Here is a 14,356-nt window from a genome sequence, read left to right on the forward strand (position 1 = left end):
TCTGACTTAGCCCTGGACTGGAACACCTTTGAGGTACGGCGCCGGTTCGGCCCCCAGGTTGTTGAGCATGCGCTCGCTGTACCAGTCGACGAAGTTCACCACGCCGAACTCATAGGTCTTGGAGTACGGGCCTGGCTGGTAGGCGGTGGAGTTGATGCCGCGCTGGTTTTCTTCGGCCAGGCGACGGTCCTGGTCGTTGGTGGCGTCCCAGACCTGGCGCATGCGCGCCACGTCGTAGTCCACGCCTTCGACCGCGTCCTTGTGCACCAGCCACTTGGTGGTGACCATGGTTTCCTGGGCGCTGATTGGCCACACGGTGAACACGATGATGTGATCGCCCATGCAGTGGTTCCACGAGTGTGGCAAGTGCAGGATGCGCATCGAGCCCAGGTCCGGGTTCTTGATGCGACCCATCAGCTTGGCGCAGCCTTGCTTGCCGTCCATGGTCATCGACACGGTGCCCTTGAGCAGCGGCATGCGTACGATGCGGTTGCGCAGGCCGAAGCTGGCGTGGGCATAAGGGATCTTCTCGGCGTCCCAAGCGGCGGCGGAAGCGGCCACGTGGTCCTTGAACGCCTGGTCAGCGCGTGGGTCGGTGACGTCGTCCCATTCCAGCAGGGTCTTGAGCAGCTCCGGGTGGGCGCCGCCGCAGTGGTAGCACTCGCGGTTGTTTTCCAGCACCAGTTTCCAGTTGGCCTTTTCCATCAAGGTGGTTTGCACCGCCACCTTGGTGTTCTCCATGTCGTACGGTTCCATGTAATGGTTCAGTGTCGACAAAAAGTCATCGATGGCCGGCGGGTTCTCGGCCAGGCTGATGAAGATGTAGCCGCCCGCGGTCTTCACGTTCACAGGCTTGAGGCCGTACTGCTTCATGTCGAAGTCGGCGCCCATCTCGGTGCCGGCGAACAGCAGGCGACCGTCCAGCTCGTAGGTCCACTGGTGGTAGTGGCAGACCAGTTTGGCGACCTTGCCCTTGTCGCTGGTGCACAGCCGCGAACCGCGGTGGCGGCAGACGTTGTGGAACGCATGCACCACGCCCTCGGCACCGCGAATCACGATGATCGGGTTCTTGCCGACTTGCAGGGTCAGGTAATTGCCCTTGGCCGGGATCTCGCAGGTCATGCCGGCGATCAACCATTCCTTCTGGAAGATTTCCTGCATATCGATATCAAACAGGCGCTCATCGGAGTAGAACGGCTGCGGCAGCGAAAAGGTGCGCTCGCGCTCTTGCAGCATTTGCGCGGTGGCCTTGCGTGCGGGTTCCAGCGGATCGCCCAGGCTAAGGGTAGTGGTGACGTCCATCGTTTTATCCTCATGGCCCTCTATGTGGCCGGCGAAAAATGACTAATCGGTTGTGCTACGCAAGGCAGAAAACTTTGTTTATCTGTTGGGGCGAGTGTGGGGCCGCGCAGGGGCGCAACCTTATCCATGGGCGACATGGCCCAATCTGTTCCCGACGCGCAAGCCCCGGTAGTTGGGGGCTGGTCGCGATAAGTATGTGAATGTCGCAGATAGGTAAATGGTCACCCAGGCGCCTGCGCACAATCGCCCTCATGAAGGCCGACAGTCGGCCGTGGAGATCAGCATGTCCAATAACTTCCTGAACCCGGTCACGACCCAGACCTGGGCCAATGGCCGACATATCGTACGTTGCGTCAAAGTCATCCAGGAAACCTGGGATGTGCGCACCTTCTGCTTCATGGCCGACCAGCCGATCATGTTCTTTTTCAAGCCTGGGCAATTCGTCACCCTGGAGCTGGAAATCGAAGGCCAGCCGATCATGCGCTCCTACACCATCTCCAGCTCGCCGTCGGTGCCCTACAGTTTCTCGGTGACCATCAAGCGCGTGCCGGGGGGCAAGGTGTCCAACTGGCTGCACGACACCCTGCACGAGGGCCAGGAGCTGGCGGTGCACGGGCCGGTGGGGTTGTTCAACGCCATCGATTTCCCGAGCCCGAAAGTCCTGTACCTGAGCGGTGGCGTGGGGATCACGCCGTGCATGTCCATGGCGCGCTGGTTCTACGACACCAACGCCAATGTCGACATGACCTTTATCCACAGCGCCCGCTCGCCCAAGGACATCATCTACCACCGCGAGCTGGAGCACATGGCGTCGCGGATCGACAACTTCAGCTTGCACCTGATCTGCGAAAAACATGGCCTGGGCGAGCCTTGGGCCGGCTATCGCGGTTATCTGAACCACAAGATGCTGGAATTGATGGTGCCCGACTTCCTCGATCGCGAGGTGTTCTGCTGCGGCCCGACCCCGTACATGACCGCAGTCAAGCGCCTGCTGGAAGCGGCCGGCTACGACATGAAGCGTTATCACGAGGAATCCTTCGGCGCCACGCCACCGGAAGCCCGCGCCGACGCCGTGGAACAGGCCGAACAAGCGGCCGATGCCCCGCAAGTCGATGCGGCGGACCTGCACCTGGTGGAGTTCACCTCCTCGGGCAAGAGCATTCGCGTGGGACCGGGGGAAACCGTGCACGCCGCGGCTGCCAAGCTCGGCATGATGATCCCCAAGGCCTGCGGCATGGGCATCTGCGGCACCTGCAAGGTGCTGAAGCTGGGCGGGGAAGTGGAAATGGACCACAACGGCGGTATCACCGAGGACGACGAAGCCGAGGGCTACATCCTGTCGTGCTGCAGCGTGCCGAAGGGGGATGTGCGGATCGAGTTTTGATCTGCTCGCTCAGGCAGGTGTAAGTCCCTCTGTATCTGGAGGGATTTACTTGTACTGGGAGGGGTTTATCTGTGGCGAGGGAGCTTGCTCCCGCTCGGCTGCGCAGCAGTCGTCATCTGGTAAACACGAGCTACCTGATACACCGCATGGGGGCTGCTGCGCAGCCCAGCGGGAGCAAGCTCCCTCGCCACAAAAGCTTAAAAGTCCCAGAGCCCAAAAAACCGAAGATATCGGTCGTTGCTTCAGGCGCCCATCACTTCCCGAATATCCGCCGCCAATTCCCGCACCCGTGCTTCTTCGGTATCCCAGGAGCACATGAAGCGTGCGCCGCCTTTGCCAATGAACGTGTAGAAACGCCAGCCCTTGGCGGTCAGCGCGGCGATGGCCGGTTCCGAGAGTTGCAGGAATACGCCGTTGGCCTGGACCGGGAACATCAGTTCCACGCCGGGAATGTCGCTGACCAGTTCCGCCAGCAATTGGGCGCAGTGGTTGGCGTGGCGGGCGTGCTTGAGCCAGGCCTGGTTTTGCAGCAAGCCGACCCAGGGCGCGGAGAGGAAACGCATCTTCGAGGCCAGTTGCCCAGCCTGTTTGCAGCGGTAGTCGAAGTCTTCGGCCAGGTCATGGTTGAAGAACAGGATGGCTTCACCCACCGCCATGCCGTTTTTCGTGCCGCCGAAGCACAACACGTCCACGCCGGCCTTCCAGGTCAGGTCGGCTGGGGAGCAGCCGAGGAAGGCGCAGGCGTTGGAAAAACGCGCGCCGTCCATGTGCAGGTTCAGCCCCAGTTCCTTGCAGGTGACGCTGATGGCGCGGATTTCTTCCGGGGTGTAGACACTGCCGACTTCCGTGGCCTGGGTCAGGGTCACGACCCGGGGCTTGGGGTAGTGGATGTCCTGGCGCTTGAGGGCGATCTCACGGATCGACTCGGGGGTCAGCTTGCCGTTTTCAGTGCGCGCCACCAGCAGCTTGGACCCGTTGGAAAAGAACTCCGGCGCGCCGCATTCGTCGGTTTCGACGTGGGCGGTTTCCGAGCAGATCACGCTGTGGTAACTCTGGCACAGTGAGGACAACGCCAAAGAGTTGGCCGCCGTGCCGTTGAACGCGAAGAACACCTCGCAGTCGGTTTCGAACAAGGCCCGGAAATCGTCCGCCGCGCGGTGGGTCCACTCGTCGTCGCCGTAGGCGCGTTGGTGACCCTGGTTGGCTTCTTCCATGGCCGCCCAGGCTTCGGGGCAAATGCCGGAATAGTTGTCGCTGGCAAACTGTTGACTCTTGTCGGTCATGGCCTTGCTCCTTGAATAGAGAGTCCTGGGTAAAGAGATCCCTGGCGGAATGCCCGGGTGGGGCGTTCCATGGTTCGGCGTGTTTGGGTCCACAGCGCCGTGGTCGATCATGGTTCGCGCGCTTGAGTCCGCAACGCCGTGGTCGATACTGGTGCGCACTTTACCCAAGATTAGCGGGGGAACACACCGGATGTTTCTGTCGGAAAGTATCAAAGTCATCGAGTCGTTTTACACATGAGCCGGCGTGACGGCGCCCTGGACCTGCTCAAGTGGCTGGCTCTGTTGGCGATGGTGCTCGATCATCTGCGATATGTCGGTTTCTCCGTCGATTGGCTATACGTGCCGGGGCGGTTGGCGTTCCCGTGGTTCTGCCTGGCGATGGCGGCGAACCTGGCGCGCAACGACGCCAGCACCGCTCCATGGCGTTACCTGGGCTGGCTGTTGCTATTCAGCGCCGTCAGCGAAATCCCCTACCGCTTGTTCATTCCCGTCCCCGCCACCCTGAATGTGATGCCAACCCTGATGCTGGGATTGTTGGTGGCGCGCTGTTGGCAGACGCCCACCCTGGAGGCGCGATGTCTGGCCGCGGTGGCGTTGTTGTTGGCGGCGCTGTTTTCATCGCAACTGATGTTCGGGTTCTTTGGTGTGCTGCTGCCGCTGGCGATGTTGCTGGTATTCAAGCGTCCCTTGTACATGGCCTTGTTGCCTGGATTGGTCTGCGTGGCGGCCAATCAATGGCGGGTGCTGTATGGCGCGGCGTGGCTGGGGGAGTCAGTGGCGATCGGCGGGTTGGTGGCTTGCCTGATCGCGCCATGGCTTGGGTTGGTGCTTTTGCGACAGGCAGGTCGTTTTCAGCCACCGGCGATGCGGCGCTGGGCGTATGGCCTTTATCCCGCGCATTTCCTACTGTTGCTCGCGGTTCGCCAGATCGCCGCATAGCCCTGTGGGAGCAGCATTTTTGGAGCCAAGCTGTGGGAACAATACCTGTGGGAGCAAGGCTTGCCCGCGATGAAAACGCCGCGGTCTCCCGCGGACCGAGGCGCCTGGATCGCGAGCAAGCTTTGCTCCCACAGTGCTATCGCGCAGGCCTTGCTCTCCGACTCTTTGATCCCATGTCGTAAACGCACCTTTGCGTGGCGTCCATAGGCATTTGACATGCCTGCGCCAGCCATACCATCGCATCCAAAGGGCACGACCGAATGGTCCGTGCCTCACCGAGACGAAAGGCGCACCGCCGCCGCTGGGAGAGACGCGATGTTCAGCAAGCAAGACCAAATCCAAGGCTACGATGATGCACTGCTGGCGGCGATGAACGCCGAAGAGCAACGCCAGGAAGATCACATCGAGCTGATCGCGTCAGAGAACTACACCAGCAAGCGCGTGATGGAGGCCCAGGGCAGCGGCCTGACCAACAAGTACGCCGAAGGCTATCCGGGCAAGCGCTACTACGGTGGCTGCGAGCACGTCGACAAAGTCGAAGCCCTGGCCATCGAGCGCGCCAAGCAATTGTTCGGTGCCGATTACGCCAACGTCCAGCCGCATTCCGGTTCTTCGGCCAACAGCGCCGTGTACCTGGCCCTGCTGCAGGCCGGCGACACCATCCTGGGCATGAGCCTGGCCCACGGCGGTCACCTGACCCACGGCGCCAAGGTGTCGTCCTCGGGCAAGCTCTACAACGCGGTGCAATACGGCATCGACACCACCACCGGCCTGATCGACTACGACGAAGTCGAGCGCCTGGCGGTCGAGCACAAGCCGAAGATGATCGTTGCCGGTTTCTCCGCTTACTCCAAGACCCTGGACTTCCCACGTTTCCGCCAGATCGCCGACAAGGTCGGTGCCCTGTTGTTCGTCGACATGGCCCACGTTGCCGGTCTGGTCGCCGCCGGCCTGTACCCTAATCCACTGCCTTACGCCGACGTGGTCACCACCACCACCCACAAGACCCTGCGCGGTCCACGTGGCGGCCTGATCCTGGCCAAGGCCAACGAAGAGATCGAGAAAAAGCTCAACGCCGCGGTATTCCCCGGCGCCCAGGGCGGCCCGTTGATGCACGTGATCGCCGGCAAGGCGGTGTGCTTCAAGGAAGCGGCGGAACCTGGCTTCAAGGCTTACCAGCAGCAAGTGATCGATAACGCCCAGGCCATGGCTGGCGTGTTCATCAAGCGCGGCTACGATGTAGTGTCCGGTGGCACCGATAACCACCTGTTCCTGGTCAGCCTGATCCGTCAGGGCCTGACCGGCAAGGATGCCGATGCTGCCCTGGGCCGCGCCCACATCACCGTCAACAAGAACGCCGTGCCGAACGACCCGCAATCGCCGTTCGTGACCTCGGGCCTGCGCATCGGTACCCCGGCGGTGACCACCCGTGGCTTCAAGGTGACCCAGTGCGTCACGCTGGCCGGCTGGATCTGCGACATTCTCGACAACCTCGGCGATGCCGATGTCGAGGCCAATGTCGCGCAGCAAGTGGCGGCCCTGTGCGCGGACTTCCCGGTTTATCGCTGAGTCGGTTTTGGAGTAATGACTATGCAACGCTATTCGGGCTTCGGCCTCTTCAAACACTCTCTCAGCCATCACGAAAACTGGCAGCGGATGTGGCGCACGCCGACCCCGAAAAAGGTCTATGACGTGGTCATTGTCGGCGGTGGCGGGCACGGCCTGGCGACCGCCTACTACCTGGCCAAGGAACACGGCATCACCAATGTGGCCGTGGTCGAGAAGGGCTGGCTGGGCGGCGGTAACACCGCGCGCAACACCACCATCGTGCGCTCCAACTACCTGTGGGACGAATCGGCCCACCTGTACGAACACGCGATGAAGTTGTGGGAAGGCCTGTCCCAGGACTTGAACTACAATGTGATGTTCTCCCAGCGTGGCGTCTACAACCTGTGCCATACCCTGCAGGACATCCGTGATTCCGAGCGTCGCGTCAGCGCCAACCGCCTCAACGGCGTGGACGGCGAGCTGCTCAACGCCAAGCAAGTGGCCGACGAGATCCCGTACCTGGATTGCTCGAAAAACACCCGCTACCCGGTGATGGGCGCTACCGTCCAGCGTCGCGGCGGCGTGGCCCGTCACGATGCCGTGGCCTGGGGCTTTGCCCGGGCGGCGGACGCGTTGGGCGTGGACCTGATCCAGCAGACCGAAGTGATCGGTTTCCGCAAGGAAAATGGCGTGTGCATCGGCGTGGAAACCAACAAGGGTTTCATCGGCGCCAAGCGCGTCGGCGTGGTGACGGCCGGTAACTCCGGGCACATGGCCAAGCTCGCGGGCTTCCGCCTGCCGATCGAATCCCACCCGCTGCAAGCGCTGGTGTCCGAGCCGATCAAGCCGATCATCGACAGCGTGATCATGTCCAACGCCGTGCACGGCTACATCAGCCAGTCCGACAAGGGTGACCTGGTGATCGGTGCCGGTATCGACGGCTACAACGGCTACGGCCAGCGTGGCTCGTATCCGGTGATCGAACACACGGTCCAGGCCATCGTCGAGATGTTCCCGGTGTTGTCCCGCGTACGCATGAACCGCCAGTGGGGCGGCATCGTCGACACCACGCCGGACGCCTGCCCGATCATCTCCAAGACCCCGGTGCCGAACATGTTCTTCAACTGCGGTTGGGGCACCGGCGGCTTCAAGGCGACACCTGGCTCGGGCAACGTATTTGCCGCGAGCCTGGCCAAGGGTGAAATGCACCCCTTGGCCGCACCTTTCTCCATCGACCGTTTCCACAACGGTGCGTTGATCGATGAACACGGCGCTGCTGCGGTTGCCCACTAACAGGAGAAATCCCCATGTTGCACATCTTCTGTCCTCACTGCGGCGAACTGCGCTCCGAAGAGGAATTCCATGCATCCGGCCAGGCGCATATCCCGCGTCCACTGGATCCGAACGCCTGCACCGACGAACAGTGGGGCGACTACATGTTCTTCCGTGACAACCCGCGCGGGTTGCACCACGAACTGTGGGATCACGTCGCCGGTTGCCGCCAGTACTTCAACGTGACCCGCGACACCGTGACCTACGAGATTCTCGAAACGTACAAGATCGGCCAAAAGCCGCAATTCACCGACAAGGCTGACAGTCCGAAAGCGGCCGCACAGGCTCTGGGAGAGAAGGTATGAGCCAGATCAATCGCCTGTCCAACGGTGGACGGATCGACCGCAACAAAGCGCTGAGCTTCACCTTCAACGGCCAGACCTACAAAGGCTTCGAGGGCGATTCCCTGGCCGCTGCGCTGCTGGCCAACGGTGTCGACATCATTGGCCGCAGCTTCAAGTATTCGCGTCCGCGCGGCATCTTCGCCGCCGGTGCCGAAGAGCCGAATGCCGTGCTGCAGATCGGTGCCACCGAAGCCACGCAAATCCCTAACGTGCGCGCCACGCAACAGGCGCTGTACCAGGGTTTGGTCGCCACCAGCACCAACGGCTGGCCGAACGTGAACAACGACATGATGGGGATTCTCGGCAAGGTCGGCGGCAAGCTGATGCCGCCGGGCTTCTACTACAAAACCTTCATGTACCCGCAATCGTTCTGGATGACCTACGAGAAGTACATCCGCAAGGCCGCAGGGCTGGGTCGTTCGCCGACCGAGAACGATCCGGACACCTACGACTACATGAACCGTCACTGCGACGTGCTGATCGTCGGCGCAGGCCCCGCGGGCCTGGCGGCCGCACTGGCCGCGGCCCGCAGCGGTGCGCGTGTCATCCTGGCCGATGAGCAGGAAGAGTTCGGCGGCAGCCTGCTCGACTCCCGCGAGAGCCTGGACGGCAAGCCGGCGACCGAGTGGGTCGCTGCGGCGGTGGCTGAACTGCGCTCGATGCCAGAAGTGGTGTTGCTGCCTCGCGCCACGGTGAACGGTTACCACGACCATAACTTCCTGACCATCCACGAGCGCCTCACCGACCACCTCGGCGATCGCGCACCGATCGGCCAGGTCCGCCAACGCATCAACCGCGTCCGCGCCAAGCGCGTGGTCCTGGCGACCGGCGCCTGCGAGCGCCCGCTGGTCTATGGCAACAACGACGTGCCGGGCAACATGCTGGCGGGTGCGGTGTCCACCTACGTGCGTCGCTACGGCGTGGCACCGGGCAAGAAACTGGTGCTGAGCACCAACAACGACCACGCCTATCGCGTGGCCCTGGACTGGTTCGACGCCGGCCTGCAAGTGGTGGCTGTCGCCGATGCGCGCAGCAACCCGCGTGGTGCGCTGGTGGAAGAAGCCCGCGCCAAGGGCATTCGCATCCTTACCGGCAGCGCTGTGATCGAGGCCCGTGGCAGCAAGCGCGTCACCGGGGCACGTGTTGCCGCGATCGACGTGCGAGCTCACAAAGTCACCAGCCCCGGCGAATGGCTGGACTGCGACCTGGTGGCCAGCTCCGGCGGCTACAGCCCGGTGGTTCACCTGGCTTCGCACCTGGGTGGCAAGCCGATCTGGCGTGAAGACATCCTCGGTTTCGTACCGGGCGAAGCACCGCAAAAGCGTGTCTGCGTCGGTGGTGTGAACGGTGTCTACAGCCTTGGTGATACCTTGGCTGACGGTTTTGAAGGCGGCGTGCGCGCGGCCAACGAAGCCGGCTTCAAGGCCGTGGAGGGCGTGTTGCCCAAAGCCCTGAGCCGTCACGAAGAGCCAACCCTGGCGCTGTTCCAGGTGCCCCACGAAAAATCCACTGCACGGGCGCCGAAGCAATTCGTCGACCTGCAGAACGACGTCACCGCCGCCGCCATCGAGCTCGCCACCCGCGAAGGCTTCGAGTCGGTGGAACACGTCAAGCGCTACACCGCACTGGGCTTCGGTACCGACCAGGGCAAGCTGGGCAATGTCAACGGCCTGGCCATCGCGGCCCGCTCGCTGAACGTGAGCATCCCGCAGATGGGCACCACCATGTTCCGTCCGAACTACACGCCGGTGACCTTCGGCGCGGTGGCGGGCCGGCACTGTGGGCACATCTTCGAGCCGGTGCGTTACACCGCACTGCATGCCTGGCATGTGAAAAGCGGCGCCGAGTTCGAAGACGTCGGCCAGTGGAAGCGTCCTTGGTACTTCCCGAAGAACGGCGAAGACATGCATGCCGCGGTCAAGCGCGAATGCAAGGCCGTGCGTGACAGTGTTGGCCTGCTGGACGCCTCGACCCTGGGCAAGATCGACATCCAGGGTCCGGATGCTCGCGAGTTCCTCAACCGCGTCTACACCAACGCCTGGACCAAGCTCGACGTGGGCAAGGCCCGCTACGGCCTGATGTGCAAGGAAGACGGCATGGTCTTCGACGACGGCGTAACAGCCTGTCTGGCGGACAACCACTTCCTGATGACCACCACCACCGGCGGCGCAGCGCGCGTGCTGCAATGGCTGGAGATCTATCACCAGACTGAATGGCCGGACCTGAAGGTGTACTTCACCTCGGTCACTGACCACTGGGCGACCATGACCCTGTCGGGCCCCAACAGCCGCAAGCTGCTGAGCGACGTCACTGACATCGACCTGGACAAGGACGCTTTCCCGTTCATGACCTGGAAGGAAGGCCTGGTGGGCGGCGTGCCGGCGCGGGTGTTCCGGATCTCGTTTACCGGTGAGCTGTCGTACGAAATCAACGTCCAGGCCGACTACGCCATGGGCGTGCTCGAGCAGATCGTCGAGGCCGGCAAGAAGTACAACCTGACCCCGTATGGCACCGAGACCATGCACGTATTGCGGGCCGAGAAGGGCTTCATCATCGTCGGTCAGGACACTGACAGCTCGATGACCCCGGACGACCTGAACATGGGCTGGTGCGTAGGACGTACCAAACCGTTTTCGTGGATCGGCTGGCGCGGCATGAATCGCGAAGATTGCGTGCGTGAAGACCGCAAGCAACTGGTGGGCCTCAAGCCGATCGACCCGAATGTCTGGCTGCCGGAGGGCGCGCAACTGGTGTTCAACACCAAGCAGGCGATCCCGATGACCATGGTTGGTCACGTGACCTCCAGCTATGCCCACAACTCCCTGGGTTATTCATTTGCCATGGGCGTGGTCAAGGGCGGGCTCAAGCGGATGGGCGAGCGCGTGTTCGCGCCATTGGCCGACGGCAGCGTGATCGAGGCAGAGATTGTTTCTTCGGTGTTCTTCGATCCGAAGGGGGATCGGCAGAATATCTAACATTTAAGCCCTGTGGTGGGGGCGTGTGGGAGCAAAGCTTGCTCGCGATGCAGGCGACACGGTAGCCATCAGACCGAGTTATCGTTCATCGCGGGCAAGCCTTGCTCCCACAGCGCCACCCACCGGCAGGTCGAACAAGCATTCAGACAGGTGCTCCATATGACCGCAGTCAACGTGTACCCACAACGCCCAACCACCGGGGCCAAGGCCGAGTCGTCGCTGCACCATGCCGACCTCGCCAGCCTGGTGGGCAAGGGCCGCAAGAACGCCGGTGTGACCGTGCGCGAGAAAAAACTCCTGGGCCACCTGACCCTTCGTGGCGACGGTCACGACCCGGCGTTCGCCGCCGGCGTGCACAAGGCCCTGGGCCTGGAATTGCCAGGTGCGCTGACCGTCATCGTCAAGGGTGAAACCAGCCTGCAATGGCTCGGCCCGGATGAATGGCTGCTGGTGGTGCCCACCGGCGAAGAGTTCGCCTCCGAGCAGAAACTGCGCGAAGCCCTGGGCGACCTGCACATCCAGATCGTCAACGTCAGCGGCGGCCAGCAGATCCTCGAACTGTCCGGCCCGAACGTGCGCGACGTGCTGATGAAGTCCACCAGCTACGATGTTCACCCAAGCAACTTCCCGGTGGGCAAGGCCGTGGGCACGGTGTTCGCCAAATCGCAACTGGTGATTCGCCACACCGGCGAAGACACCTGGGAACTGGTGATCCGCCGCAGCTTCTCGGATTACTGGTGGCTGTGGTTGCAGGATGCCGCGGCTGAGTATGGGTTGAGCGTGCAGGCATAAGGACTAAAGCCGACCACGGCCTTTGTGGCGAGGGAGCTTGCTCCCGCTCGGTTGCGCAGCAACCGCCAAAAGCGAGGACTGCTGCGCAGCCCAGCGGGAGCAAGCTCCCTCGCCACAGGGTTCTTTGTCGCCCAGTTAATTTTGAACAGGAGTCACCGCAATGAGCCGCGCCCCAGACACATGGATCTTGACTGCCGACTGCCCCAGCGTGCTCGGCACGGTGGACGCGGTGACCCGCTTTCTGTTCGAGCAGGGCTGCTACGTCACCGAGCACCACTCTTTCGACGACCGACTCTCGGGGCGCTTCTTCATTCGCGTGGAGTTTCGTCAACCGGATGGTTTTGACGAGCAGAATTTCCGCTCCGGCCTGGCCGAGCGTGCCGAAGCCTTCGGCATGGTCTTCGAACTGACGCCGCCCAACTACCGGCCCAAAGTGGTGATCATGGTCTCCAAGGCCGATCACTGCCTCAACGACTTGCTCTACCGCCAGCGCATCGGCCAGTTGTCCATGGACGTGGTGGCCGTGGTCTCCAACCACCCCGACCTCAAGCCGCTGGCCGACTGGCACCAGATTCCCTACTACCATTTCCCCCTGGACCCGAACGACAAGCCCTCCCAGGAGCGGCAGGTGTGGCAGGTGATCGAAGACACCGGTGCCGAGTTGGTGATCCTTGCGCGCTACATGCAAGTGCTGTCGCCGGAGTTGTGCCGCAAGCTCGACGGCAAGGCGATCAATATCCACCACTCGCTGCTGCCGGGTTTCAAGGGCGCCAAGCCGTATCACCAGGCCTACAACAAAGGCGTGAAACTGGTGGGCGCCACGGCGCACTACATCAACAACGACCTGGACGAAGGTCCGATCATCGCCCAGGGCGTGGAAGTGGTGGACCACAGCCACTATCCCGAAGACCTGATCGCCAAGGGCCGGGACATCGAAGGGCTCACCCTGGCCCGGGCCGTGGGGTATCACATCGAGCGAAGGGTGTTCTTGAACGCCAATCGCACTGTCGTTCTTTAGACCGACATCGCGAGCAAGCTCGCTCCCACAGGGAGTACGCGATCAACTGTGGGAGCGAGCTTGCTCGCGATGAGGCCCTTACAGACAACAAAGAAACAAAGACACAAGCACTAACCCGAGCAATCAACGCGCTGCCTGCCTGGGCAACGCAGTTCCACAAAAACAACAGCGAGGTGAAAGCATGTCTGGTAATCGTGGTGTCGTGTATCTCGGCAACGGCAAGGTCGAAGTACAGAAAATCGACTATCCAAAAATGCAGGACCCGCGCGGCAGGAAGATTGAGCACGGTGTCATCCTGCGCGTGGTCTCCACCAACATCTGCGGCTCCGACCAGCACATGGTGCGCGGCCGTACCACTGCCCAGACCGGCCTGGTCCTGGGTCACGAAATCACCGGTGAAGTGATCGAAAAGGGCAGCGACGTCGAGAACCTGAAAATCGGTGATCTGGTGTCGGTGCCGTTCAACGTGGCTTGCGGGCGCTGCCGTTCCTGCAAAGAGCAACATACTGGCGTCTGCCTGACCGTCAACCCGGCCCGTGCCGGTGGTGCCTACGGTTACGTGGACATGGGCGACTGGACCGGCGGCCAGGCCGAATACGTGCTGGTGCCGTACGCCGACTTCAACCTGTTGAAACTGCCGGACCGCGACAAGGCCATGGAAAAAATCCGTGACCTGACCTGCCTGTCCGACATCCTGCCGACCGGCTACCACGGCGCCGTCACCGCCGGCGTTGGCCCTGGCAGCACCGTCTACATCGCCGGTGCCGGCCCGGTTGGCCTGGCAGCTGCTGCTTCCGCTCGCCTGCTGGGTGCGGCGGTGGTGATCATCGGTGACGTCAACTCCATCCGCCTGGCCCACGCCAAGGCCCAGGGCTTTGAAATCGTCGACCTGTCCACCGACACCCCGTTGCACGAACAAATCGCCGCGCTGCTGGGCGAGCCGGAAGTCGACTGTGCCGTCGATTGCGTGGGCTTCGAAGCCCGCGGTCACGGCCATGACGGCGTCAAGCACGAAGCCCCGGCCACCGTGCTCAACTCGTTGATGGGCGTGGTGCGTGTCGCTGGCAAAATCGGCATCCCTGGCCTCTACGTCACCGAAGACCCGGGCGCAGTCGATGCGGCGGCGAAAATGGGCAGCCTGAGCATTCGCTTCGGCTTGGGCTGGGCTAAATCCCACAGCTTCCACACCGGCCAGACCCCGGTGATGAAGTACAACCGCCAGCTGATGCAGGCGATCATGTGGGACCGTATCAACATTGCTGAAATCGTTGGTGTGCAGGTGATCAGCCTGGATGACGCGCCGAAGGGTTATGGCGAGTTCGATGCGGGTGTGCCGAAGAAGTTTGTGATTGATCCGCATAAGTTGTTTAGTGCGGCGTAAGGTTGGAAGCAAAACGGGAGAAGGGCGACAGTGATGTCGTCCTTTTTTATTTACCCGA

Annotated in this window: 11 protein-coding genes; 9 read left to right on the forward strand and 2 right to left on the reverse strand. The window is 62.2% G+C overall.

Annotation, left to right across the window (positions count from 1 at the left end):
* Window positions 1–6: 6 nt before the first annotated feature.
* A complete protein-coding gene (gbcA, locus tag Q7F16_RS11505; protein WP_003206316.1) occupies window positions 7–1,302 on the reverse strand; it encodes a glycine-betaine demethylase subunit GbcA in 1,296 nt (431 codons plus the stop codon).
* A gap of 283 nt (window positions 1,303–1,585) precedes the next feature.
* On the opposite strand from gbcA, the gene gbcB reads away from it, so the two are divergent.
* Window positions 1,586–2,686, forward strand: a complete 1,101-nt coding sequence (gene gbcB / locus Q7F16_RS11510) for a glycine-betaine demethylase subunit GbcB (protein WP_409555805.1) — start codon at window positions 1,586–1,588, stop codon at window positions 2,684–2,686.
* A gap of 242 nt (window positions 2,687–2,928) precedes the next feature.
* Here the strand turns inward: gbcB and Q7F16_RS11515 are convergent, their stop codons facing one another.
* The gene (locus Q7F16_RS11515) at window positions 2,929–3,969 is read right to left on the reverse strand and encodes a threonine aldolase family protein (protein ID WP_046063303.1); all 1,041 of its coding nucleotides are present in this window, start codon (window positions 3,967–3,969) and stop codon (window positions 2,929–2,931) included.
* Window positions 3,970–4,203: 234 nt separating this feature from the next.
* Here Q7F16_RS11515 and Q7F16_RS11520 point away from each other — a divergent pair, with 234 nt between their 5' ends.
* The 8 genes from Q7F16_RS11520 (at window position 4,204) to fdhA (ending at window position 14,298) form a co-directional block, all read left to right on the forward strand.
* Complete coding sequence (locus Q7F16_RS11520; RefSeq protein ID WP_409555806.1) at window positions 4,204–4,908, forward strand: TraX family protein; 705 nt, start codon at window positions 4,204–4,206, stop codon at window positions 4,906–4,908.
* A gap of 315 nt (window positions 4,909–5,223) precedes the next feature.
* Window positions 5,224–6,477 carry a serine hydroxymethyltransferase gene (gene glyA / locus Q7F16_RS11525; protein WP_003206308.1) on the forward strand — a complete coding sequence of 418 codons (1,254 nt, stop codon included), beginning with the start codon at window positions 5,224–5,226 and terminating at the stop codon, window positions 6,475–6,477.
* Window positions 6,478–6,498: 21 nt separating this feature from the next.
* Window positions 6,499–7,749, forward strand: a complete 1,251-nt coding sequence (locus Q7F16_RS11530; protein WP_003177603.1) for a sarcosine oxidase subunit beta — start codon at window positions 6,499–6,501, stop codon at window positions 7,747–7,749.
* 14 nt (window positions 7,750–7,763) lie between these two features.
* Window positions 7,764–8,093, forward strand: coding sequence for a sarcosine oxidase subunit delta (locus Q7F16_RS11535; protein WP_003206305.1), 330 nt, complete (start codon window positions 7,764–7,766; stop codon window positions 8,091–8,093).
* Window positions 8,090–11,107, forward strand: a complete 3,018-nt coding sequence (locus tag Q7F16_RS11540; RefSeq protein WP_046063305.1) for a sarcosine oxidase subunit alpha — start codon at window positions 8,090–8,092, stop codon at window positions 11,105–11,107. The genes Q7F16_RS11535 and Q7F16_RS11540 overlap by 4 nt, the downstream gene beginning before the upstream one ends.
* 159 nt (window positions 11,108–11,266) lie before the next feature.
* Window positions 11,267–11,899: a sarcosine oxidase subunit gamma gene (locus Q7F16_RS11545; protein ID WP_046063306.1), complete on the forward strand. Its 633-nt coding sequence runs from the start codon at window positions 11,267–11,269 to the stop codon at window positions 11,897–11,899.
* 160 nt (window positions 11,900–12,059) lie between these two features.
* Window positions 12,060–12,917 (forward strand): formyltetrahydrofolate deformylase, encoded by an 858-nt coding sequence (purU, locus tag Q7F16_RS11550; RefSeq protein WP_014340578.1) that lies wholly within the window; start codon window positions 12,060–12,062, stop codon window positions 12,915–12,917.
* A gap of 181 nt (window positions 12,918–13,098) precedes the next feature.
* Window positions 13,099–14,298 (forward strand): formaldehyde dehydrogenase, glutathione-independent, encoded by a 1,200-nt coding sequence (gene fdhA / locus Q7F16_RS11555; RefSeq protein ID WP_003177608.1) that lies wholly within the window; start codon window positions 13,099–13,101, stop codon window positions 14,296–14,298.
* Window positions 14,299–14,356: the final 58 nt, after the last annotated feature.

This window comes from Pseudomonas sp. Lb2C2 (genome assembly GCF_052112205.1).
Classification (GTDB): domain Bacteria; phylum Pseudomonadota; class Gammaproteobacteria; order Pseudomonadales; family Pseudomonadaceae; genus Aquipseudomonas; species Aquipseudomonas kilonensis.

Bases quoted from the DNA above. Each gene is read 5' to 3' on its own strand.
- gbcA (WP_003206316.1), bottom strand. From the start codon at position 1,302: ATGGACGTCACCACTACCCTTAGCCTGGGCGATCCGCTGGAACCCGCA.
- gbcB (WP_409555805.1), top strand. From the start codon at position 1,586: ATGTCCAATAACTTCCTGAACCCGGTCACGACCCAGACCTGGGCCAAT.
- Q7F16_RS11515 (WP_046063303.1), bottom strand. From the start codon at position 3,969: ATGACCGACAAGAGTCAACAGTTTGCCAGCGACAACTATTCCGGCATT.
- Q7F16_RS11520 (WP_409555806.1), top strand. From the start codon at position 4,204: ATGAGCCGGCGTGACGGCGCCCTGGACCTGCTCAAGTGGCTGGCTCTG.
- glyA (WP_003206308.1), top strand. From the start codon at position 5,224: ATGTTCAGCAAGCAAGACCAAATCCAAGGCTACGATGATGCACTGCTG.
- Q7F16_RS11530 (WP_003177603.1), top strand. From the start codon at position 6,499: ATGCAACGCTATTCGGGCTTCGGCCTCTTCAAACACTCTCTCAGCCAT.
- Q7F16_RS11535 (WP_003206305.1), top strand. From the start codon at position 7,764: ATGTTGCACATCTTCTGTCCTCACTGCGGCGAACTGCGCTCCGAAGAG.
- Q7F16_RS11540 (WP_046063305.1), top strand. From the start codon at position 8,090: ATGAGCCAGATCAATCGCCTGTCCAACGGTGGACGGATCGACCGCAAC.
- Q7F16_RS11545 (WP_046063306.1), top strand. From the start codon at position 11,267: ATGACCGCAGTCAACGTGTACCCACAACGCCCAACCACCGGGGCCAAG.
- purU (WP_014340578.1), top strand. From the start codon at position 12,060: ATGAGCCGCGCCCCAGACACATGGATCTTGACTGCCGACTGCCCCAGC.
- fdhA (WP_003177608.1), top strand. From the start codon at position 13,099: ATGTCTGGTAATCGTGGTGTCGTGTATCTCGGCAACGGCAAGGTCGAA.